At 66.1% G+C, this 22,169-nt stretch carries 22 protein-coding genes; 13 read left to right on the top strand and 9 right to left on the bottom strand.

All coding sequences use genetic code 11. From position 1 onward, the window contains the following. The first annotated feature begins 55 nt into the window (after nucleotides 1-55). The 8 genes from QMX85_RS07190 to QMX85_RS07155 all read left to right on the top strand — a co-directional run bounded on the left by QMX85_RS07190 (nucleotide 56) and on the right by QMX85_RS07155 (nucleotide 7,377). Nucleotides 56-1,177 carry a Re/Si-specific NAD(P)(+) transhydrogenase subunit alpha gene (locus QMX85_RS07190; protein WP_282339444.1) on the top strand — a complete coding sequence of 374 codons (1,122 nt, stop codon included), beginning with the start codon at nucleotides 56-58 and terminating at the stop codon, nucleotides 1,175-1,177. 124 nt (nucleotides 1,178-1,301) lie between these two features. Beyond that, entirely contained in the window at nucleotides 1,302-1,616 is a 315-nt protein-coding gene (locus QMX85_RS07185; protein WP_090224605.1) for an NAD(P) transhydrogenase subunit alpha, read from the top strand. Between the two features lie 3 nt (nucleotides 1,617-1,619). Beyond that, nucleotides 1,620-3,056 (top strand): NAD(P)(+) transhydrogenase (Re/Si-specific) subunit beta, encoded by a 1,437-nt coding sequence (locus QMX85_RS07180; protein ID WP_273230894.1) that lies wholly within the window; start codon nucleotides 1,620-1,622, stop codon nucleotides 3,054-3,056. 508 nt (nucleotides 3,057-3,564) lie between these two features. Beyond that, nucleotides 3,565-3,774 (top strand): DUF1127 domain-containing protein, encoded by a 210-nt coding sequence (locus tag QMX85_RS07175; protein WP_282339443.1) that lies wholly within the window; start codon nucleotides 3,565-3,567, stop codon nucleotides 3,772-3,774. Between the two features lie 233 nt (nucleotides 3,775-4,007). Beyond that, nucleotides 4,008-4,313 (top strand): DUF2388 domain-containing protein, encoded by a 306-nt coding sequence (locus QMX85_RS07170; protein ID WP_090224599.1) that lies wholly within the window; start codon nucleotides 4,008-4,010, stop codon nucleotides 4,311-4,313. Between the two features lie 172 nt (nucleotides 4,314-4,485). Beyond that, nucleotides 4,486-4,806: a DUF2388 domain-containing protein gene (locus QMX85_RS07165; protein ID WP_282339442.1), complete on the top strand. Its 321-nt coding sequence runs from the start codon at nucleotides 4,486-4,488 to the stop codon at nucleotides 4,804-4,806. Nucleotides 4,807-4,833: 27 nt separating this feature from the next. Beyond that, the gene (locus QMX85_RS07160; protein WP_282339441.1) at nucleotides 4,834-6,783 is read left to right on the top strand and encodes a DUF4105 domain-containing protein; all 1,950 of its coding nucleotides are present in this window, start codon (nucleotides 4,834-4,836) and stop codon (nucleotides 6,781-6,783) included. A gap of 168 nt (nucleotides 6,784-6,951) precedes the next feature. Continuing rightward, nucleotides 6,952-7,377: an OsmC family protein gene (locus tag QMX85_RS07155; RefSeq protein ID WP_282339440.1), complete on the top strand. Its 426-nt coding sequence runs from the start codon at nucleotides 6,952-6,954 to the stop codon at nucleotides 7,375-7,377. An 89-nt stretch (nucleotides 7,378-7,466) separates the two neighbouring features. Here QMX85_RS07155 and QMX85_RS07150 read toward each other — a convergent pair whose 3' ends face one another. Together QMX85_RS07150 and QMX85_RS07145 are read right to left on the bottom strand one after the other, a co-directional pair. Next, on the bottom strand, nucleotides 7,467-8,063 hold the full coding sequence (locus tag QMX85_RS07150; RefSeq protein ID WP_282339439.1) for an NAD(P)H-binding protein: 597 nt from the start codon (nucleotides 8,061-8,063) through the stop codon (nucleotides 7,467-7,469). Nucleotides 8,064-8,067: 4 nt separating this feature from the next. Continuing rightward, nucleotides 8,068-8,385: a DUF883 domain-containing protein gene (locus QMX85_RS07145; protein ID WP_282339438.1), complete on the bottom strand. Its 318-nt coding sequence runs from the start codon at nucleotides 8,383-8,385 to the stop codon at nucleotides 8,068-8,070. Nucleotides 8,386-8,591: 206 nt separating this feature from the next. Between QMX85_RS07145 and pbpG the strand changes: the two genes are divergently transcribed. Beyond that, nucleotides 8,592-9,533, top strand: a complete 942-nt coding sequence (gene pbpG / locus QMX85_RS07140) for a D-alanyl-D-alanine endopeptidase (RefSeq protein ID WP_282339437.1) — start codon at nucleotides 8,592-8,594, stop codon at nucleotides 9,531-9,533. A gap of 36 nt (nucleotides 9,534-9,569) precedes the next feature. On the opposite strand, the gene QMX85_RS07135 is transcribed toward pbpG, so the two are convergent. Beyond that, nucleotides 9,570-10,565 (bottom strand): alpha/beta fold hydrolase, encoded by a 996-nt coding sequence (locus tag QMX85_RS07135; RefSeq protein ID WP_282339436.1) that lies wholly within the window; start codon nucleotides 10,563-10,565, stop codon nucleotides 9,570-9,572. A 154-nt stretch (nucleotides 10,566-10,719) separates the two neighbouring features. Here QMX85_RS07135 and glnT point away from each other — a divergent pair, with 154 nt between their 5' ends. The 3 genes from glnT (at nucleotide 10,720) to QMX85_RS07120 (ending at nucleotide 13,944) form a co-directional block, all read left to right on the top strand. Next, complete coding sequence (gene glnT, locus QMX85_RS07130) at nucleotides 10,720-12,078, top strand: type III glutamate--ammonia ligase (protein WP_282339435.1); 1,359 nt, start codon at nucleotides 10,720-10,722, stop codon at nucleotides 12,076-12,078. Nucleotides 12,079-12,107: 29 nt separating this feature from the next. After that, nucleotides 12,108-13,178 carry a putative urea ABC transporter substrate-binding protein gene (locus tag QMX85_RS07125; RefSeq protein ID WP_282339434.1) on the top strand — a complete coding sequence of 357 codons (1,071 nt, stop codon included), beginning with the start codon at nucleotides 12,108-12,110 and terminating at the stop codon, nucleotides 13,176-13,178. Between the two features lie 154 nt (nucleotides 13,179-13,332). Next, complete coding sequence (locus QMX85_RS07120; protein ID WP_282339433.1) at nucleotides 13,333-13,944, top strand: TetR family transcriptional regulator; 612 nt, start codon at nucleotides 13,333-13,335, stop codon at nucleotides 13,942-13,944. 7 nt (nucleotides 13,945-13,951) lie between these two features. Here the strand turns inward: QMX85_RS07120 and QMX85_RS07115 are convergent, their stop codons facing one another. From QMX85_RS07115 to trpB, 3 genes are all read right to left on the bottom strand, one after another. Next, nucleotides 13,952-14,689: a glutaredoxin gene (locus QMX85_RS07115; RefSeq protein WP_282339432.1), complete on the bottom strand. Its 738-nt coding sequence runs from the start codon at nucleotides 14,687-14,689 to the stop codon at nucleotides 13,952-13,954. A gap of 192 nt (nucleotides 14,690-14,881) precedes the next feature. After that, on the bottom strand, nucleotides 14,882-15,691 hold the full coding sequence (trpA, locus tag QMX85_RS07110) for a tryptophan synthase subunit alpha (protein WP_282339431.1): 810 nt from the start codon (nucleotides 15,689-15,691) through the stop codon (nucleotides 14,882-14,884). Further along, nucleotides 15,688-16,899, bottom strand: a complete 1,212-nt coding sequence (gene trpB, locus QMX85_RS07105; protein WP_090224577.1) for a tryptophan synthase subunit beta — start codon at nucleotides 16,897-16,899, stop codon at nucleotides 15,688-15,690. The genes trpA and trpB overlap by 4 nt, the downstream gene beginning before the upstream one ends. A gap of 132 nt (nucleotides 16,900-17,031) precedes the next feature. Between trpB and QMX85_RS07100 the strand changes: the two genes are divergently transcribed. Next, entirely contained in the window at nucleotides 17,032-17,940 is a 909-nt protein-coding gene (locus QMX85_RS07100) for a LysR family transcriptional regulator (protein WP_282339430.1), read from the top strand. A gap of 131 nt (nucleotides 17,941-18,071) precedes the next feature. On the opposite strand, the gene QMX85_RS07095 is transcribed toward QMX85_RS07100, so the two are convergent. The 3 genes from QMX85_RS07095 to QMX85_RS07085 form a co-directional block, all read right to left on the bottom strand. Continuing rightward, nucleotides 18,072-20,486 (bottom strand): TonB-dependent receptor, encoded by a 2,415-nt coding sequence (locus tag QMX85_RS07095; protein WP_282339429.1) that lies wholly within the window; start codon nucleotides 20,484-20,486, stop codon nucleotides 18,072-18,074. Nucleotides 20,487-20,613: 127 nt separating this feature from the next. Further along, entirely contained in the window at nucleotides 20,614-21,579 is a 966-nt protein-coding gene (locus tag QMX85_RS07090; RefSeq protein WP_282339428.1) for a FecR domain-containing protein, read from the bottom strand. Next, a complete protein-coding gene (locus tag QMX85_RS07085) occupies nucleotides 21,576-22,094 on the bottom strand; it encodes a sigma-70 family RNA polymerase sigma factor (RefSeq protein ID WP_282339427.1) in 519 nt (172 codons plus the stop codon). Before QMX85_RS07085 ends, QMX85_RS07090 begins: the two co-directional genes overlap by 4 nt. Nucleotides 22,095-22,169 lie beyond the last annotated feature (75 nt).

Below are 22,169 nucleotides of genomic sequence, written 5' to 3'. Positions count from 1 at the left end.
TGCGATTCGGCGGTAAACAGCGCCTGTCATAACAATGATCGCAGGAGATTGGTCAGTGCATATCGGTGTTCCCCTCGAAACCCATGCTGGAGAAACCCGCGTCGCGGCGACTCCGGAAACCGTCAAGAAGCTGATCGGCCAGGGCCATCGGGTGACTATCCAGAGCGGCGCGGGCGTCGCCGCCAGCCTGCCGGACGCCGCCTACGAGGCGGTGGGTGCAAGCATTGGCACCGCCGCCGAAGCCTTCGCCGCGGACATCGTGCTCAAGGTGCTGGCACCCAGCGACGACGAGCTGCCGATGTTCGCCGCCAACGGCGTGGTGATCGGCATGCTCAATCCGTTCAGCAACGAGACCATCGGCAAGATGGCAGCGCGCGGGCTGACCGCCTTCGCCCTGGAAGCCGCGCCGCGTACCTCGCGCGCGCAGAGCCTCGACGTGCTGTCGTCGCAGGCCAACATCGCCGGCTACAAGGCGGTGATGCTCGGCGCCAACCATTACCCGCGCTTCATGCCGATGCTGATGACCGCCGCCGGTACGGTGAAGGCCGCGCGCGTGCTGATCCTCGGCGCCGGTGTCGCCGGCCTGCAGGCGATCGCTACCGCGCGCCGCCTGGGTGCGGTGATCGAGGCCTCGGACGTGCGTCCGGCGGTGAAGGAGCAGATCGAGTCCCTCGGCGCCAAGTTCGTCGACGTGCCCTTCGAGACCGACGAGGAGCGCGAGTGCGCCCAGGGTGTCGGCGGCTACGCGCGGCCGATGCCGGCCTCGTGGATGCAGCGTCAGGCGCAGGCCGTGCACGAACGCGCCAAGCAGGCCGACATCATCATCACCACCGCGCTGATTCCCGGCCGCCAGGCGCCGACGCTGCTGCAGGAAGCCACCGTGCAGGAGATGAAGCCCGGCTCGGTGATCATCGACCTGGCGGCCTCGCAAGGCGGCAACTGCCCGCTGACCGAGCTCGATCAGGTGGTGGTCAAGCACGGCGTGACGCTGATCGGCTACGCCAACCTGGCGACCCAGGTGCCGGCGGACGCCTCTGCGCTGTATTCGCGCAACCTGCTCGACTTCCTCAAGCTGGTCCTCGACAAGGACGGCCAGTTCCACATCAACCTGGAAGACGACATCGTCGCGGCCTGCCTCATGTGCAAGGGCGGCGAAGCGGTGCGCGTCAACAAATGAAGACGGCCCTCTCCTGCGGGAGAGGGAGCCCGAAGGGCGGTTGCGGACGGCGCTGCGCCGAACCCTCGCCCCTGGCCCCTCTCCGCGGAGAGGGAACGAGCCCACTCAGAAAAGGATCACCCCGATGGACCTGATTTCCGACGGCATCTACAACCTGATCATCTTCGTGCTGGCGATCTATGTCGGCTACCACGTGGTCTGGAACGTCACTCCCGCGCTGCACACTCCGCTGATGGCGGTGACCAACGCGATTTCCGCCATCGTCATCGTCGGCGCCATGCTCGCCGCCGCGCTGACCGTCACGCCGCTGGGCAAGACGATGGGCACCCTGGCCGTGGCCCTGGCCGCGGTCAACGTCTTCGGTGGCTTCCTGGTCACCCGGCGGATGCTGGAAATGTTCAAGAAAAAGGCCCCGAAAGCCGAAGCAGGGAAGCACTGAACCATGAGCATGAACCTGATCACCGTTCTCTACCTGATCGCTTCGATCTGCTTCATCCAGGCCCTCAAGGGCCTTTCGCACCCGACCACGTCGCGGCGCGGCAACCTTTTCGGCATGCTCGGCATGGGCCTGGCGGTACTCACCACCGTGGCGCTGATCTACAAGCTCGGTGCCGAGCTGGCGACTGCCGGCATCGGCTACGTCATCGTCGGCCTGCTGGTCGGCGGTAGCGCCGGCTCGATCATGGCCAAGCGCGTCGAAATGACCAAGATGCCCGAGCTGGTCGCCTTCATGCACAGCATGATCGGCCTGGCCGCGGTGTTCATCGCCGTCGCCGCCGTGGTCGAGCCGCAGTCGCTGGGCATCGTCGCCAGCATCAGCGACCCGATTCCGGTCGGCAACCGCCTGGAGCTGTTCCTCGGCGCTGCCATCGGTGCGATCACCTTCTCCGGTTCGGTGATCGCCTTCGGCAAGCTTTCGGGCAAGTACAAGTTCCGCCTGTTCCAGGGGGCGCCGGTGCAATTCCCCGGTCAGCACATGATCAACCTGGTGATCGGCATTGCCATCCTGGTGCTCGGCGTGACCTACATGTTCACCGGCAACCTGGTGGCGTTCAGCCTGATGCTGATCTTCGCCTTCGTCATCGGCGTGCTGATCATCATCCCCATCGGTGGCGCGGACATGCCGGTGGTGGTGTCGATGCTCAACAGCTATTCCGGTTGGGCGGCCGCGGGTATCGGCTTTTCGCTGAACAACTCGATGCTGATCATCGCCGGTTCGCTGGTGGGCTCGAGCGGCGCGATCCTCTCCTACATCATGTGCCGGGCGATGAACCGCTCGTTCTTCAATGTCATCCTCGGCGGCTTCGGCTCCTCGGCCGACGCCGGTCCGGCCGCGGGCAGCAGCGAGCAGCGCCCGGTGAAATCCGGCTCGGCCGACGATGCCGCGTTCCTGCTGTCGAATGCCGACAGCGTGATCATCGTCCCTGGCTACGGCCTGGCGGTGGCCCGCGCGCAGCACGCGCTGATGGAGCTTGTGGAGAAGCTGACCCACAACGGCGTCACCGTGAAGTACGCGATCCACCCGGTGGCCGGGCGCATGCCCGGTCACATGAACGTGCTGCTGGCGGAGGCCGAGGTGCCCTACGAGCAGGTCTTCGAGATGGAGGACATCAACGCCGAGTTCGGGCAGACCGACGTGGTGCTGGTGCTCGGCGCCAACGACGTGGTCAACCCGGCGGCGAAGAACGATCCGAAATCGCCGATCGCCGGGATGCCGATCCTCGAAGCCTTCAAGGCCAAGACGATCATCGTCAACAAGCGCTCCATGGCCAGCGGTTATGCCGGCCTGGATAACGAACTGTTCTACCTGGACAAGACCATGATGGTCTTCGGCGACGCCAAGAAGGTCATCGAGGACATGGTCAAAGCGGTGGACTAAACCCCCGCGTTACCAGACGCCCCGCCGGCTCGCGCCCGCGGGGCGTTTTTCGTTCGGTCGGAGGAACAGGTCATTGGAGGGCTTAGCGTCGTAGTGATCGCTATGGATGGCAGGTGCGTCGGCGGGAGAAATACCGGCTGTACTGTGCCGGCTCCAGGCACTAGAAACACTATTCTCTGTTTTTTAGGGTATACCACTGGCCTTTTCGATTAAGGCAATAGAAAACTCTGGCAAAAGAGCTTCATTCAGAACTGTGCTCTAAAAGATCGATGAAACTGTACTGGTCGCATGTCACTTAAGCGTGCGAAGCGAGTCATTTGGGTAGAAATATCGCACCAACAGAGAGCATTACCGGAACAGTTGCGGCATTCGGTAACATAACAGTTTCGGGGTGAAACCGTTAAAACCAGCACAATTTCGGGTAACTGTGACTACAGGGATCTCTTACCAGGGCGCATCATTTACCTCAGAAATTAACCAAACCCGCCGAATGCGGAAGGAAGTCATCATGGAACGCACCCTGAGTTCCGAACTGAACACTCAACAAGTCTCCTCGAAATCGGCAATGCCGCTTCGCCTGCTGGCCAACCTCCTGCAATGGCAGCGCCGCATAGCCAGCCGTCATCAGCTGGCGCGTCTGGATTCCCGCCTGCTCGCCGACGCCGGTATCAGCGAAGCACAGCGTTTCTCCGAGCTGAACAAGCCGTTCTGGCGCTGAGTGGATGCCGCGTAAGCGCGTGACACGCGAAAGCGTGCCGAACAGAAAACCCGTCGCCGACAATGCCGACGGGTTTTTTGTATCTGCGCAGTCGAAATCCAGGGCGAGTTCCTGCTGAACCGCGCAATGCCCTGAAACGCAACCCGCGCCACTCCGCGCCGGAACCCGCCTCGTTTGCGCTAGTCTGAAGCTGCCGGGCGATCCTTCGCATCGCCGCTTTCCGAGACATCGCCATGCGCCGCCTCATCCTCCTTTGCTCGCTGCTCATCACCACGCCGACCTTCGCCTCCAGCTTCGTCGCGACCCTCGACCAGATCGGCGATGCGTTGTCCGCCACCGTCGATGGCACCAGCGATCTCATCTCCTCCGTCACCGATTCCAAGCTGGTGCCGGCGCGCTCGGATGCGGCCAGTTTCGTCGCCAGCCAGGGCGAAATCCGCGGCGCGCGGCTGGAAGCGGCGCTGCGTTACCTGCGTGAAGAAGGGGTGCAGCCCGGCGCCAGCGACATGCAGCTGGCCGAGGCGATCCTCGCGCGCTGAGCCCACACTGGCACTGCCGCGACGCATCCGTTAGCCTTGCCGCGCCCGGCGCCACCGGCTTGCAGCGCGGCTGGCGCCTTCGCCCACACAGCCGTCGTTCGACCTCTCGCCGCTTCGTTGAACTGGCGAGCCTGTTGCCCGTCCAATGGCGACTCATTCAGGGAGACCCACCATGCGTACCTCGTTGCTCGCCGCCTCGGCGATCCTGCTGTTCACCGTCGACGCCGCTCAGGCCCACACCCTGGAAGCCACCAGCAACATCGTCGTCCGCGCCCTGGGGCGCAGCATCGATTTCACCTCCGACACCACCACCTCGGTGCGCGACATGAAGGTCGTGGTCCAGGCCCGCGACGACGCGGCGAGCTTCGTCGCCAGTCAGGGCGAGATTCGTGGCGCCCGGCTGGAAGCCGCCTTCGGAGCCCTGCGCGCCCGTTATCCGCAGGCCGCTGCCGCCGACGACCAGGAACTGGCCAGCGCCATCCTGGCGCTCTGACCGCACGCGCCGAGGGCCGCCCAACCGATGTTTCCGCGACTGCTCGGCGCTTTCCTGCTGCTGTTCGCCTGTGCCAGTCATGCCGACCTGCGGCTGCGACTGGACGAGAAGGGCCTGGATGCGGCGCAGATTCAAGCCAGCCAGGCCCTGATCGACGAGGCCTTCGCCAAGCTGCCGCCGCGCTTTATTCAGGCGCTCGACCGGCAGGTCACCGTGCACTGGTCGCACGACCTGCCGGATAACGGTTACGGGCGCATCACCCGCCTCGACGCGCTGTCGCTGAACGCCCGGCTGCTGCACGGCCTGGTGGACGGCAGCGCCGCCCGCGAGCAGACCGGGCGGCCCCACGGCACCGTGCGCGCCGAGCTGCTTGCCACCGTGCTCCACGAACTCACCCACCTCTACGATCGTGCCCGCCTGTGGTCGCCCGCGGAGCGCTCGCGCTTGCAGCGCTGCCGGCGCGAAGCGCAGAGCCAGGGCCTGGTCGGCCAGCGCGATGCCTGCCGCGGCGACGTGCAGCGCCGCTTCACCCTTTCCGATGATCCGCGCCTGCTCGACCTGGCCGGCTGGCAGCAGGCGGTCGGCCAGCGCGGCGCACGTGAAGGGCGCAACGGCATGGTCGCGCGCAGCGCGGACGGCTACGAGCTGAGCAATCCGCGCGAGTTCGTCGCGGTGAACATGGAGTACTTCCTGCTCGATCCGGAATACGCCTGCCGACGTCCCTCGCTGCAGCGCTATTTCAGCGAGCATTTCGGCTGGGCGCCGGCGCGCGCCCGCGCCTGCCCGGCCGAGTTCGCCTACCTCAACGCCAGCAGCGACTACCAGAAGGCGCCGCTGGGCAAGCTTGATCCTGCGCGCGTCTACGAGGTCGACTACCTATTCGCCGAAGCCAACGACAACTGGGTCAGCCGCTGGGGCCACAGCATGCTGCGCCTGGTGGTCTGCGCGCCCGGTCGGCCGCGCGGTCCGGCCTGCCGGCTGGACCTGGACCAGCACCTGGTGCTGTCCTTCCGCGCCTTCGTCGGCGACATCCAGCTGTCCAGCTGGGACGGCCTGACCGGTGTGTATCCGTCGCGGCTTTTCATCCTGCCGCTGGCGCAGGTGATCGACGAATACACCAAGGTCGAGCTGCGCAGCCTGGCCTCGATCCCATTGCGCCTGCCGCGCGAACAGCAGGACGCGCTGGTGCGCCGCGCCGCCGAACTGCACTGGAGCTACGACGGCAACTACTACTTCCTCTCCAACAACTGCGCGGTGGAAACCCTCAAGCTGCTGCGCAGCGGAACCGGGCGCGCCGAGTTGGAAGGCCTCGACAGCATCATGCCCAACGGGCTGCTCGACTCGCTGGCCGGGCGCGGCCTGGCCGACCGCCGCGTGCTGGCCGATCCGAAGGAAGCGCTGCGCCTGGGTTATCGCTTCGACTCGTTCCGCGACCGCTATCAGGCGATGTTCGCGGTGATCAAGCAGCGCCTGGCGGTGCCGCAGGCGAAGGTGGATGACTGGCTGAGACAGCCGGCCGCGCAACGCCGGCCGTGGTTGCAGCGCGCCGACCTGCAGGCCAGTGCCGCGCTGCTGTTGCTCGAGCAGGCCGCGTTCCGCCAGCAGCTGCTGCTGGCCCAGGATGAGCTCAAGCAACGCTACATGGGCGCCAACGCCGCCAGCGACCCGACGCTGAACAAGGCCGGCGATACCATCGGCCGGATGCTGCTCAACAGCGGATTCCTCAGTCGTCCCGCCGAGCTGCTCGAGGGCGGTTATGGCCTGCCGCAGCCGAGCGAGTGGGCGCGCCTGGAACACCAGACCGCCGATCGCCAGCAGACCCTGCGCAACCTCAGCGACGACCTCGACAAGGACCTGCGCGAGCTGCTGCTGCCCGAGCGGCGGCGCGAACTGGAGGACAGCGAGGCGAACCTGAAGCAGGTCGGCGAGCACCTGCGCGCGTTGCACCAGCAGGCTGGCGGGCTGAAGCTGCCCTGAGGCGATGGGGCTGACGGTGGACTTGGTGGGCTGAGGCCCCCCTACGAGATCGCGGCTGGGTGGGGCGGCGGTCCGCTTCTCGCTCCGCCCGGGGCCGATCAGTACGCTCGAACGAACTGTTTCCCGCCCACCGCCTCTGATGAAGACTCATCCATCGGAGTATTCGTCATGAAGAAGACCGCATCCGCCGTCTGGCAGGGCAACCTCAAGGAAGGCAAAGGCACCATCAGCACCCAAAGCGGCGCGCTGAAGGAAAACCCGTACGGCTTCAACACCCGCTTCGAAGGCGCGCCGGGGACCAACCCCGAAGAGTTGATCGGCGCCGCGCACGCGGGCTGTTTCTCGATGGCGCTGTCGATGATGCTCGGTCAGTCAGGACTGACGCCCGAGCGGACCGACACCACCGCCGAAGTGACCCTGGACAAGGTCGGCGAGGGCTTCGAGATCACCGCCATCGCCTTGACCCTGAAGGCGCGCATCCCGGGCGCCGACGACGCCACCTTCCAAGAAATCGCCAACAAGGCGAAGGAAGGCTGCCCGGTATCGAAAGTGCTGAATGCGAAGATCAGCCTGAGCGCCACGCTGGAGAGCTGAGGCAGGAGACGCCGGAGCGGCCTGCGGGTCGCTCCCTGGCGTGGGGGGCGTGATTGGACGGGCGGTATGGCGCTGCGAAGAGCGCCGGCTTAGAGCACGAAGTTCATCATCTCGCGGCGATGCTGCGGATTTTCCAGTTCGTCCACCAGGCCCGCGGCGATTCGGCGCAGCGACTGCAGCGGGGCATTGCCGTCGTTCTCATCCGCGCGGCGAAAGTCGTCGAGGACGAAGTCGCCGGTGATTTCCGGCGCGGCTACCAGCGTCCAGTCCAGCGTGCCGTCCAGCAGCAGCGCGCTGCAGGCGTCGTCCAGCCAGGCCGGGTCGACGATCAACAGAAGCCGCTGCACCTTCGCTTTTGGCATGCCGGCGTCCAGCGCGCCCAGCGCCTCCAGCAGGTCGCCCTGCCGGCCCGGCGGCAGATCGTCGGCCCCCACGGGCAAGCGCGGTGCACTGGCGAACACGATCACCGAGTCCATCCCGGCGACGCTTTCGCCAACGCTCGTGGCATCGTACAGATCGCCCAGCTTGGCGCGCAGGCCGGGGTGTACGTCGACGGCGTTGAGGTCGCCGACCACCGCCACCGTTTCATGCTGGCGGCTCAGCAGTTCGCTGAGCAGCGCGCTGCCGAGGCTCGAGTGCGCGCCGTACAGGGCGAACTTCAGGACCGGCGTTTCGGCATTGCGCATGGCGTTAGCGGCGCGAGATCAGCCAGCCGATCAGCGCCAGGGCGCCAACGCCCACCAGGGCAGTGGACAGCGGATGCTGGCGTGCGCATTCGCCGGCGGCGCGGCTGGCCTTGAGGGTCTTGCGCGAGAGGTCGCCGTAGGTGTCGCCAAAGGTTTCGCGGGAGGCATGCCACAGGCGTTCGGCACGGTCGCTGAGGTCGTGGATGCTGCGCCGCGAGTCGCGGCTGGCGCTCTGTTGCAGGTCGTGCAGGGCGTTCATCAGGTTGTCGATTTCGTCCTGGATCTGCTCTTTGGTGGTCGGAGTGCGGGAAAAGAGGCTCATGGCGAATGCTCCTTCTGGGGAATGTGCTGCGTTGGACCGCCGCTTCGCGCAGAGGTGCACTGCGTTTTGCCAGCGATCGCCGCTTCGCTGGCGGCGAGGTGGGTAGGGTGTCGTGCCGAAAGCCCCTCGCGCCGTGCCGAAATTTTCTTATACTGCCGCGGCCAGGCTCCCGCCAGGCCTCAGTCCACCTGCCCATGACGTGCCCCGTGAAGATATTTCGCCCGTTGCTCCTGCTGCTGTGCGGCAGTGCTCTCAGTGCTTCCCTCCATGCGGCCGACAAGGGCGCTGCGGTCCTTCCGCCGGTGCAGGAGCTCGCCTCCGGCAGCGCCCTGCTGGTCGATCTGAACAGCGACAAGGTGCTCTATTCCAGCAACCCCGACGTGGTCGTGCCGATCGCCTCGGTGACCAAGCTGATGACGGCGATGGTCACCCTCGACGCCAAGCTGCCGCTGGACGAGGTGCTGCCGATCGACATCGCCGACACCAAGGAAATGAAGGGCGTGTTCTCCCGCGTGCGCATCGGCAGCCAAATCAGCCGCCGCGAGATGCTGCAGCTGGCGCTGATGTCCTCGGAAAACCGTGCTGCGGCCAGCCTGGCGCACCACTATCCGGGCGGGCAGAAGGCCTTCATTGCGGCAATGAACGCCAAGGCGCGCGCGCTGGGCATGAGCCACACGCGTTACGTCGAGCCCACCGGGCTGTCGCTGGACAACGTCTCCACCGCCCGTGACCTGGTGCTGCTGCTCAAGGCCAGCCGCCAGTACCCGCTGCTCGGCGAGATGAGCACCACCAAGGAGCGCACCGTGGCGTTCCGCAAACCCAACTACACCCTGGGTTTCCGCAACACCAACCACCTGATCTACAAGGCCAACTGGAACATCCAGCTGACCAAGACCGGCTTCACCGACGAGGCGGGGCACTGCCTGGTGATGCGCACCACCATGGCCGGCAAGCCGGTGGCCTTCGTGGTGCTCGATGCGTTCGGCAAGTACACCCACATGGCCGACGCCACCCGCCTGCGCAACTGGCTGGAAACCGGCAAGGTCACCGCGATTCCGCTGGCGGCGAAGAGCTACAAGCAGCAGAAGAACCTCGCCGCGCGGGAGAAGGCCGCGCAGCCTGCAGCGAAGATGCAGGCCTCCAAGTAGCGGTCCTGCCGGGGCGTCGAGCCCCGGTTCTCCTGTTCAACGGCGCAGCAGCTCGTCCATCGCGGCGAACACCTGCCGCATCGCCTGCACCTCGCGGCCCGGCCCGCCGGCACAATGTCCCCAGTCCGATTCCAGCACGCGCAGTTCGGCGCAGGGGATCAGGCTGGTCTCGTGCCGCGCATCGGTCACGGTGAAGTACAGGTCGCTGCTGCTCGGCATGACGATCGTGCGGGCGCGGATGGCCGCCAGCGCGGGCTCCGAGGGCTGGCTGCTTTGCCAGCTGTCGAGCACGCAGAGCAGATCGTTGGCGTCCTGTTCCAGGTGATCCTCTTCCCAGAACGCCAGTAGCGCCTCGACGTCGGCGAAGCCCAGTTGGCGATACAGCGCCTCTCTATAGAAAGCCTGCGAATAGGCCCAGCCGGCGTAGACCCGGCCGAAGGCGCGCAAGCCGCGTTCCGGCGGCGCCTCGTAGCGACCCTCCTGCCAGGCGCAGTCGGCACGCAACGCGGCCGCCACGCCGTCGAGGAACACCCGGTTGTGCGGCCAGCAGCGCGCGGTGGCGCAGAACGGCAGGATGCGTTCGACCTTTTCCGGGTGACGCATGGCCCAGGCGAAGGCCTGCATGCCGCCCATCGACCACCCGCACACCAGTGCCAGCTGCCAGTCGCCGAACAGCGCATCGAGCAGGCGCCGCTGCGCCTCGACGTTGTCGCCCAGCGACACGCGCGGAAAGTCGGCGCCGCGCTGGCCCTCGGCGGCATTGCTCGGCGATGTCGACCAGCCCGAGCCGAGCAGGTTGGTCAGCACCACGCAGTAGTCGCCGCCGCTCAGCGGGCTGCCTGCGCCAAGCAAGGGCAGGCTGCCCCAATGTGAGCCGCCGTAGTAGCTGGGAATCAGCACGATGTTGTCGCGCGCGGCGTTCGGCCGGCCGACGACCTGGTAGCAAAGGCGCGCCTGACGCAGCGCGGCGCCGCTTTCCAGGGCCAGTTCACCCAGCTCGAAGAAGTACTTTTCTCTTTTCATATCAGTCAATTGCGGTTCGCTCCCGGATCGAATCGGCGGCTGGGCGAGGTGCTCGCGAGCCTCCGCTATCGTCGTTATATATACACGATGGCATGTATGTTGAATGAAGGAATCGTGCCACCGCCCGCCGGGCGCTGAACCCTTTTCCTGTTGGAGCACTGCAATGAGTCGTCATCCCGAAGCGGAAAACCTGAAGAGCAGCCTGCAAGCCAAGGGCGTGAAGTACGCCATGGCCAGCTACGTGGACATCCACGGCGTGATCAAGGGCAAGTTCGTCCCGCTGTCCCACCTCGGCCAGATGCTCGGCGGTTCCGAGCTGTACACCGGCGCCGCGCTGGATGGCGTCCCACAGGACATCAGCGACAACGAAGTGGCGGCGATGCCCGATCCGGCCAGCGCCATCCAGTGCGCCTGGAACAAGGATCTCGCCTGGTTCGCCAGCGACCTGTACCTGGACGGCAAGCCCTTCGCCGCCTGCTCGCGCGGCGCGCTGAAGCGCCAGACCGATGCCGCCGCGGCCATGGGTTACACCTTCAACCTGGGCATCGAGACCGAATTCTTCATCTACAAGGACAGCGCTGACGGCGGCTTCGAGCCGATCAGCGTGCGCGACGACCTGGCCAAGCCCTGCTACGACCCGCGCGGGCTGATGGACAACATGCACATCATCGGCGAGTTGGTCGAGGCGCTGAACGACATCGGTATGGACGTCTACTCCTTCGACCACGAAGACGCCAACGGCCAGTTCGAGACCGACTTCAAGTACGCCGACGCCATGACCATGGCCGACCGTTTCGTGTTCTTCCGCATGCTCGCCAACGAGATCGCGCGCAAGCACGGCGCCTTCGCCAGCTTCATGCCCAAGCCCTCGGCCAAGCGCACCGGCAGCGGCGCGCACTACAACATGTCGCTGGCCGACCGCGAGACCGGGCGCAACCTGTTCGAGCCCGACGGCGACGACCTTCACGACTGCGGCGTGAGCAAGCTCGGCTACCACTTCATCGCCGGCGTGCTCAAGCATGCCCAGGCCATCTGCGCGGTGATCGCGCCGACCGTGAACAGCTACAAGCGCCTGGTGCGCAAGGGCAGCATGTCCGGCTCCACCTGGGCGCCGGTGTTCGTCTGCTACGGCAACAACAACCGCACCAACATGCTGCGTATCCCCTCGCAGGGCAGCCGCGTCGAGTGCCGCGCGGCGGACATCTCGTGCAACCCGTACCTGGGCGCCGCGATGATCCTCGCCGCCGGCCTGGAAGGTGTTCGCGAACAGCTCGAACCGGGTTTGCCGCACCGCGAAAACATGTACAACTACACCGAGAAGCAGGTCGCCGAGATGGACATCGAGTGCCTGCCGCGGACCTTGAGCGAGGCCATCGATGCCTTCGAGAAGGACCCGCTGAGCCGTGAAGTCTTCGGCGACAGCCTTTTCCAAGCCTTCGTCGACTTCAAGCGTGACGAATGGAATGCCTATCACACCCACGTATCCGACTGGGAAATCCAGCGTTACCTGAAATTCTTCTGACCACTCTTCGACCGAACAAGGAGCTGCACATGTCGTTCAAGACACTGAAAACCCTGCTCTGCGCCACCGGCCTGGCCTGCGCCAGCCTGCTGCCGATGGCCGCGCACGCCGAACAGAAGCAACAGTTCAACCTCGCCTGGACCATCTACGCCGGCTGGATGCCGTGGAAGTACGCGGAAGAGTCCGGGATAATGAAGAAATGGGCGGACAAGTACGGGATCGAGGTGAAGATCACCCAGATCAACGACTACGTCGAATCGATCAACCAGTTCACCGCCGGCCAGTTCGACGCCGTGGTGCTGACCAGCATGGACGCCCTGTCGATTCCCGCCGCCGGTGGCGTCGACAGCACCGCGCTGATCGTCGGCGACTACTCCAACGGCAACGACGGCATGGTCATGAAGGACGGCGACCTGAAGAGCATCAAGGGGCAGAAGGTCAACCTGGTCGAACTGTCGGTCTCGCATTACCTGCTGGCCCATGCGCTGGAAAGCGTCGGAATGAGCGAGCGCGACGTGCAGGTGGTCAACACCTCGGACGCGGACATCGTCGGCGCCTTCGCCAGCAAGGACGTGCGCAACGTGGTGACCTGGAACCCGCTGCTCGATGAGGTCGAGAAAACCCCCGGCGCCAAACTGGTCTTCGACTCGAGCAAGATCCCCGGCCACATCAAGGACCTGACTCTGGCGAACACCAAGACCCTGGCGGACAACCCGGCCTTCGGCAAAGCCGTGGTCGGTGCCTGGTACGAAGTGATGGGCATCATCGCCAGCGACACCAAGGAAGGCGCCGATGCCCGCGCGTTCCTCGGCAAGGCCTCGGGCACCGACCAGGCAGGCTACGAGTCGCAGCTCAAGGGCATGAAGATGTTCTGGAAACCGACTGACTCGCTGAGCTTCATCAAGAGCGAAGAGGCCTACAAGGCGATGGACAGCGTGCGCCACTTCTCCTTCGACCACGGCCTGCTGGGCGAGGGCGCCTCCAGCGTCGACTTCATCGGCATCAGCATGCCCAACGGCAAGCTGCTCGGCGATGCCGGCAACACCAAGCTGCGTTTCGACACCACCTACATGCAGATGGCCGCCGATGGCAAACTCTGAGAACCTGTCTGCGACCTGCGCACCGGCCCTCCGGCGCGCCAGACCGTTGACCGGTTCCGAGGGCGCATCCGCCTCACGCATGGGGGGCTGGACGGCCTGACGCCTGAACCAAGGAGGCCCCTTTCCGGGGCCTTCCACCACCTACGAATCCGCTATGCGCCGCACCAAAGAAGACGCCGAGAAAACCCGCCTGAAGGTCATCGAGGCGGCACTCGAACAGTTCAGCAAGACCGGCTACTCGCGCACCACTCTGGCGATGATCGCCGACGCCGCCGGCTTCAGCCGCGGTCCCATCTACTGGCATTTCAAGAACAAGGACGAACTCTACGAGGCCGTCCTGCACTACTCCCAGGAACCGCTGGAGCACCTGGTGGCGCAGAGCACGGCGCTGGCCGACACGCCGCTGGAAGCCATCCGCTACCTGATCGCCCACTGGTTCAGCCTGCTGATCGAGAACCGCTGGCACCGCCAGTCCTTCGAGATCCTGCTGAACAAGACCGAGCTGACCTCCGAAGTCGCCGGCACTATGCGCCGCGAGCGCAAGCTGACGCGCGCCATCGTCCACTGCCTGGCCAGCCACATCAGCCTCGCCCGCGAGCGCGGCGAACTGGGCGGCGAACAACCGGCGGAGGACTGCGCTGCGCTGCTCTACAGCGCCCTGATGGGCATCACCCAGACCTGGCTGGCCGACCCCAAGCTGTTCAGCCTACGCAAGCAAGCAGGGTTCTTCAGCGAGCGTCTGATGCAACTGCTGCCGCACGTCTGAATGGCGCTTAGCCCAGCAGCATCCACAGGCCCATCAGAACCATCATCAGGTTCTCGGTGAGCGAGACGAAGCCCAGCGGCACGTTGCTGTCACCCCCCATGCAGGCGCACTTGAGTTCACGCTTGTCCAGGTAGACCGCCTTGAACACCGACCAGGCGCCCACCGCACCGATGAACACCGCCACTGGCGCCGCGAGCCAGATCAGCGCGCCAGCGAGCATCAGCACCGCTGCACCGGCTTCGGCGAACGGGTAGAAATAGGCGTAAGGCACAGAGCGCCGAGCGAGCAGGTCGTAGCCGAGGAACATGGTGGTGAAGCTCTCCAGGTCACGTAGCTTGAGCAGCGCCAGCACGCCCATGGAAAGGGCGATGAACCATTGCAGCGCGCGCGGCGTGAAGGGCGTGCCGAACACCGCCTGGCTCAGCGCCAGCGCCATCAGCGCGGTCATCGCGAAGGTGGCGATCACCGGCGTGTAGCTGGTCTCGCCCGGCTCGGGCACGTGCTGACCGAAATACCGGCGCAACTCGTCGTAACCGCCAATACGCTCGCCGTCGATGAAGGTCTGCGGGGTGGTCTCCACGCCGTGTTCGGCCTTGAAGGCATCGGTCTGCTCGCGGGTGGTCAGCCAATGATCGTCCACCTCGAAGCCTTTGCGCCGCAGCAGGCTGCGCGACTTCAGGCCGAACGGGCAGGTGTGTTCGGGCATGACCATGCGGTAGAGGCGTGCCAGTTTCGTATCAGGCATGGGGAGACTCCGGATCAAGGGCCTTATAGGGCTGACCCCTTCAGTCGAGGGAGATTCCCTGGCGGTCCCAGTGTCACCGAGCTCCATTCTGCGGGCCTGGATGGAAATGCGCCCGGCACCCCGTCCTGTCTGTCCGCAGGCACAAGAAAGCCGCTGGCGAATCGCTCCGCCAGCGGCTGATTCACTATGACTTCAGTCCCGCGCGCCGCGCACACCTTGCGCCAGTTCGGCGCAGAGGCCGAGCACGCCGTCCACAGCCTGTTGCGGGGTTTCTGCCTTGGCGATCCGGTCGATAAGCGCCGAGCCGACCACCACGCCGTCGGCCAGGCGGGCGATGGCCGCCGCCTGGTCCGGGGTGCGGATGCCGAAGCCAATACTGATCGGCAGGTCGGTGTGGCGGCGCAGGCGGGCGACGGCCTGCTCGACGTGTTCCAGGGTCGCCGAGCCGGCACCGGTGACGCCGGCCACCGAGACGTAGTAGACGAACCCGGAGCTGCCGTTGAGCACGGTCGGCAGGCGCTTGTCGTCGGTGGTCGGGGTGGTAAGGCGGATGAAGTCGATGCCCGCGGCCTGCGCAGGGTCGCAGAGGTCTTCGTTATGTTCCGGCGGCAGGTCGACGACGATCAGGCCGTCGACGCCGGCTTCCAGTGCCTCGCCGATAAAGCGCTCGACGCCCATCTTGTGGATCGGGTTGAAGTAGCCCATCAGCACCAGCGGCGTGGTCGAGTCCTCGACGCGGAATTCGCGGACCATCTGCAGCGTCTTCGCCAGGTCCTGCTTCGCTGCCAGGGCGCGGATGTTGGCCAGCTGGATCGCCGGGCCGTCGGCCATCGGGTCGGTGAAGGGCATGCCCAGCTCGATCACGTCGGCGCCGGCCTTGGGCAACCCCTTGAGGATCGCCAGCGAGGTGGCGTAGTCCGGGTCGCCGGCGGTGACGAAGGTGACCAGGGCGGCGCGATTCTGTTGCTTCAGCTCGGCGAAGCGCGTCTGCAGGCGGCTCATATATGTTCTTCCTGTTCGTCGTAGTGGTGCATGACGGTTTGCATGTCCTTGTCGCCACGGCCGGAGAGGTTGACCACCATCAGATGGTCCTTCGGCAGGCCGGGGGCGCGCTTGAACACTTCGGCCAGCGCGTGGGCACTTTCCAGGGCCGGGATGATGCCTTCCAGGCGGCAGCACTTGTGGAAGGCGGCGAGCGCTTCCTTGTCGGTGATCGAGGTGTACTCGACGCGCCCGATGTCGTGCAGCCAGGCGTGCTCGGGGCCGATGCCGGGGTAGTCGAGGCCGGCGGAAATCGAGTGCGCGTCGATGATCTGGCCGTCGTCGTTCTGCAGCAGGAAGGTGCGGTTGCCGTGCAGCACGCCGGGCACGCCGCCGTTCAGGCTGGCCGCGTGCTGGCCGGTCGCGATGCCGTGGCCGGCCGCTTCGACGCCGATGATCTGCACCGATTGGTCGTCGAGGAACGGGTGGAACAGGCCCATGGCGTTGGAGCCGCCGCCGATGCAGGCGACCAGCGAGTCCGGCAGGCGGCCTTCCTGGGCCTGCATCTGGTCACGGGTTTCGCTGCCGATCACCGCCTGGAAGTCGCGGACCATCGCCGGATACGGGTGCGGACCGGCCACGGTGCCGATCAGGTAGAAGGTGGAGTCGACGTTGGTCACCCAGTCGCGCAGGGCTTCGTTCATCGCATCCTTCAGCGTGCCGGTGCCGGCAGTGACCGGGATCACTTCGGCGCCCAGCAGCTTCATGCGGAACACGTTGGCCTGCTGCCGATCGATGTCGGTGGTGCCCATGTAGATCACGCACTGCAGGCCGAAACGCGCGGCCACGGTGGCGGTGGCCACGCCGTGCATGCCGGCGCCGGTCTCGGCGATGATGCGTTTCTTGCCCATGCGCCGGGCCAGGAGGATCTGCCCGATGCAGTTGTTGATCTTGTGCGCGCCGGTGTGGTTCAGCTCCTCGCGCTTGAGGTAGATCTTCGCGCCGCCGCAGTGCTCGGTCAGGCGTTCGGCGAAATACAGCGGGCTCGGCCGGCCCACGTAGTCGCGCTGGAAGTAGGCCAGCTCCTTGGCGAAGGCCGGGTCCTGCTTGGCCTTCTCGTATTCGGCGGCCAGGTCGTGGATCAGCGGCATCAGCGTCTCGGCGACGTACTGCCCGCCGAACGAACCGAACAGGCCTTTGGCATCGGGGCCGTTGCGGAATGAGGTCATGGGGAGCTCCTGTTTGGCGCCCCTCTCTCGTGCGAGAAAGGGGCTGGGGGAGAGGGTGACTCACATGCTACCGCTGTGAGCCAGGATGAAAAGCGATAAGATCGCCTCAACCTGTCAGGAAAAATCACGAATATGAGCAGAGACCTTCCGCCGCTGAATGCCCTGCGCGCCTTCGAGGCCGCTGGCCGCCTGGAGAGCGTAAGCCAGGCAGCGGAAGAGCTGCACGTCACCCATGGGGCGGTCAGCCGGCAAATCCGCGCGCTCGAGGAACACCTGGAGCTGGCGCTGTTCGTGCGTGAAGGGCGCGGCGTAAAACTCACCGAAGCGGGCGTTCGTCTGCGCGATGCCGCCTCCGACGCCTTCGAGCGCCTGCGCGGTGTCTGCACCGAACTGCGGCAGGCGGCGGTGGACCGGCCGTTCGTGCTCGGCTGTCCGGGCAGCCTGCTGGTGCGCTGGTTCATTCCGCGCCTCGACCGGCTCAACCGCGAGCTGCCGGAGCTGCGGCTGCAGCTGTCCACCAGCCAGGGTGAGCTGGACCCGCGCAGCCCCAACGTCGACGCCACGCTGTTGTTCGCCGAGCCACCCTGGCCGGCGGACATGCAGGTGCACGAACTGGCCCGCGAATGCATCGGCCCGGTGCTCAGCCCGCGCTATGCGCGCTTCGCCGACCTGCAGGCGGCTGCTGCGGGGCGCCTGTTGGGCGAGCCGTTGCTGCACACGGCCTCGCGTCCGCAGGCCTGGCCGGAATGGGCGCGCGCGCAGGGGCTGGACGAGCAGTCATTGCGCCTGGGGCAGGGTTTCGAGCATCTCTATTACCTGCTGGAAGCGGCGGTGGCCGGCCTCGGCGTAGCCATCGCGCCGCAGCAACTGGTGGCCGACGATCTCGCCGCCGGGCGCCTGGCCGCGCCCTGGGGCTTCGTCGAAACGCCGGCGCGGCTGGCGCTCTGGGTGCCCACCCGGCGCAACGACCGCCGCGCCGAACGCCTCGCCGAGTGGTTGCGCGGGGAGTTGCAGGGGCCAGTTCGCCAGGAGCAAGCGTAGGGTGGGCTTCAGCCCGCCGAGGCGGGTTGGCAATGGTGGGCTGAAGCCCACCCTACGACCTGGGGCCACGGAAGGTGCGCATGGCGCACCCTACGAGGTGCGGCGGCCCGATCCGGCGAGCGCTTTCGCGGTCAGAACGAGTACCTGGCCGTCAGCTTGACGTTTCGTGGGTCGCCGTAGATGTCGTACGGGCCCCAGGTGCTGGTGGCGATGCTGCGGTAGTAGGTCTTGTCGAACAGGTTGTTGACGTTCAGCTGCAGGTCGAGCTGGCGGGTGGCCTGGTAGCCCAGCACCAGATCCGCGATGGCATAAGCGCGCTGTTCGTTGGTCTTGGCCTCGTTGTAGATGCGACTTTGCTGGTAGACGTTGCCACCGACGCGCCAGCGGTTGAGCTCGCCGGGCAAGGTGTACAGGGTCGACAGCTTGAACATCTGCTTGGGCGAATAGGTGTCGAAGCGCGTGCCTTCCACAGTCGGGTCGGCATCCTTCTTGTACGTGGCATCGACGAAGGTGTAGCCGGCGCCCATCTGCCAGTTGGGCGTGAGCGCTCCTTGCACTTCGAGTTCGATGCCTTTGCTGCGCACCAGACCGGAGGCCTCGGAGCAGGATTCCGAGGGGTAGGTGGGGCATCCCGACTGGTCGTCCAGGGCGACCGCGCGGTTGGTCTGGTCGATCTGGAACAGTGCGATGCTGGCATTCAGGGCACCGTCGAAATACTCGCCCTTCAGGCCGATCTCGTAGTTTTCGCCCACGATGGGCTCGATCACCTGCCGGTTTATGTCCTTGGCGGTCTGTGGTTGGAAGATATCCGTGTAGCTGGCGTACACGGAGTGGTGCTGGTCCAGTTCGTAGATCAGCCCGGCATACCGGGTGACATTGCGCACCACCTTGTAGTCGCCGGCGTCGCCATCATCTTCGTCGTAGTCGTACCAGTCCAGGCGACCGCCGAGGATCAGTTTGAGCGGGTCCGCCAGGTTCAGGCGCGTGGTCACGTAGGCACTGTCCTGGGTGGTGACATCGGTACTGGAGGCCGAGCTTACGGCCAGCGCTGGTTTCGGGTTGCCGCGGGGATTCCAGTTGTACGGGTCGACAGTGCCCGGCAGGTAACCGCCGCCGAAGTCGCCAAGGGTGTATTCGAGGCGGCGCTTGCTGGCGCCCACCACCAGTTCGTGCTCGCGCCCCAGCAGCTGGAAGGGTCCGCTGGCGAACACGTCCAGGCCGTTTTCTTCCTGCTCCATGGTCTGCGCCCACAGATAGCGCCGCGAGTTCCAGATCGAGCTGGCCAGCGCGTCGTCGTCCGTATCCGCATGCAGGGCCGCCACGCGCAGCGTCCAGCCGTTGTCGAAGCGGTGTTCTAGGTTGCCGGACACGCCGACGGTGCGGTCGTCCAGGTACTCCCAGTCGTTACCGAGGAAGGTGTCGCGCGGGACGTGCAGGTGGCCGCCGTCGGCGGCCAGGGGCAGGCCGCCCCAGAAGAAGTTGGTGTGATTCTTCTGCCGATAGGCGCGCAGGGTCAGCGTGGTGTTCGCGCTCAGGTCCGCCTCGCCAGTGGCATAGAACAGGTTGTGGTCCTCCTCCACGGCATCACGGAAATTCTGGGCATCCTGATAGGTGGTGACCACGCGCCCCCGCAGGGTACCGTCGTCGTTCAGCGGTCCGCCGACATCGGCGGTGATGCCGTAGTCGTCCCAACTGCCGGCGCTGGCGCTGACAGTACCCTGGAACACCGGGGTGGGGCGCTTGTAGACCAGGTTGATCGCCGCGGAGGGATTGCCCGCGCCCTGCGTGAGGCCGGTCGCTCCGCGCACGACCTCGACCCTGTCGTACATCGCCAGGTTGGCCGTCGCGTTGGGCATGTAGGTCAGGACACTGGTCGGGAAGCCGTCGTACATGAGGGTGCTGACGGCGAAGCCACGCGACGTGAAGGACGTCCTGGCGACGCCGCCGGAGTTATCGACGAACAGTCCCGGCGTGCTGCGCACCGCGTCTTCGATGGTGGTCATGCCTTCGTCGTCCATCCGCTGGCGGGTGATCACCGTCACCGATTGCGGCGTCTCGCGCAGCGACAGCGGCAGCTTGGTCGCCGTCTGCATCTGCCCGGTGGTGTAGGAGCCGCTGCCTTCGGTGGTGTCGGAGAGACCGCTGCTGCTGACGTTGATCCCGTCCAACTCCAGCGCGCTGCTCCTTTCGGGCGCCAGCTCCAGCGCGTAGTTACCCTGCGCGCGGGTCGCCCGCAGACCGGTGCCGGCCAGCAAATGGGCGAGGCCGTCGTTCACCGTGTAGCTGCCGCTGAGTCCCGGGCTGCTCTTGCCGGCGGTCAGGCGCGAGTCCACCGAGAGCAGGATGCCGGCTTCGCTGGCGAAGCGGTTGAGCGCCTGGTCCAGATTGCCGGCCGGAATGGCGTAGCCGCGCGCCTGTTCGCTGGCGGCGGATTGCGCCAGGGCGCTGGGCGATGCCAGCAGCGGGGTGGCGGCCAGCAGGCTGGCGAACAGGGCAGGGGTGATCGAACGGCTCAGTTGCGAGCGTTGTAAGGGGCGATGCGGCATTCCTGTTGATCCTCTTGAGAATGCTTCTTGATTGAATTCAAGAGGTATCCCGAACGAGCCGGGAAAAGCGTCAATCGGCGGGACATTTTTTGTGACAGGCCGCCGCGCCAACCTCCGTCGCCCCGTCTCAGACGCGGGGGCGGACGGTGACCCAGTAGCGCGTCAGGCTGTGCACCTCCACGGGCAGGGACTGTTGCAGCGCAGCGAGCACGCGCTCGGTGTCGGCCAGCGGGAAAACGCCGGTCAGCTCCAGCCCGGCGATTGCCGGATCGCAGCGCAGCACGCCGGGGCGGTGACGCGAGAGTTCGGCGATGAACCGGCCCAGCGGCATCCGTTCGGCGACCAGCCGGCCTTCGCTCCAGGCGATGGCGTTGCGGTCCGCGGCTTGTACCGCGCCCGCTCCATCGGCGCCAAACCACAGCGCCTGGCCAGCTTGCAGGCGCAGCACCGCCCCGTGGCGTGGGCGGATTTCCAGTTCGCCCTGGTAGAGGCCGACACGCGTGCCGCCGTCGACTTCCTGCACCGAGAAGCGCGTGCCCAGCGCCTGCACGTCGCCGCTGGGGGTTTCCACGATCAGCGGGCGATACGGCGCGATGGCCTCATGGCCGCTGCTGAGGAGGATCTCGCCGGCCAGCAGGCGGATGCGTCGCTCGCGCGCGCTGAACAGGATGTCCACCGCGCTGCCGCTGTTCAGGTCCAGGCGGCTGCCGTCGGAGAGCTCGCGATGCAGGCGTTCGCCGGTGCCGCTGCGCAGATCGGCTAGCGTCTCGCGCCACGGCAACTGCGCCTGGGCGAAGTAGCCGCTGCCGCCGGCCACCAGCAGCATGCCGAGCAGCTTCAGGGTTTGCCGGCGCCGCGCGTCGGGCATCTCGCGCAGCACCGTGCAGGCCATCTCGGCGGGCACGCCGGCCAGGGTGCCCTGTAGCCGCTGCAGGCGCTGCCAGGCGCGCTGGTGTTCGGGGTCGGCGGCCTGCCAGGCGGCGAAACGGCGCTGCGCGGCGCCATCCAGTTCGCCGCCCCAATGCACCATCAGCCAGTGGCTGGCCTGCTCGACGATGGCGGGAGCGATGGGACGATCGGTGGCGGGTTTCATTCGGCGTAGAGCACCTGATAGCAGGCCTGGATCGCGCGGATCATGTACTTCTGCACCGAGCTGACGCTGACCTGCAGGCGTTCGGCGATCTGCGGGTAGGTCAGCCCCTCGAACTGCGAGAGCAGGAAGGCCTCGCGAACCCTGGGCGGCATGCCGTCGAGCATGGTGTCGATGCGCAGCAGGGTCTCGATGACGATGGCACGTGTTTCAAGGCTGGGCGTTTCGGGCTCCGGCAGCGCCGCCAGGCTTTCCAGGTAGGCCTGTTCGATGCGCTGGCGCCGCCACTGGTCGATGACCAGGTTGCGCGCGATCTGCGCCAGGTAGCTGCGGCCTTCGCCGACGCCGGGCAGGCGCCGCGTCACCAGCAGGCGCAGGAAAGTGTCCTGGACGATATCCGCCGCCCGTTCGCGATCGCCCAGCCGCCGCCGCAACCAGGCTTGCAGCCAGCCATGGTGGTCCTGATAGAGCGCACCGAGCTGCGCATGGGACGCCGGTTCGGGAAATACCGTGGACATCCCGCCTCCTGGAAAAGATCGCAAATAAGAACGTGTCGCAATTCTACGGGTGCGGTGGGGTGATTGGGAATTCCC

This window comes from Pseudomonas sp. PS02288 (assembly GCF_029959715.1).
Taxonomy (GTDB): domain Bacteria; phylum Pseudomonadota; class Gammaproteobacteria; order Pseudomonadales; family Pseudomonadaceae; genus Pseudomonas_O; species Pseudomonas_O kuykendallii.
This window is presented reverse-complemented; position numbering and strand designations above follow the sequence as displayed.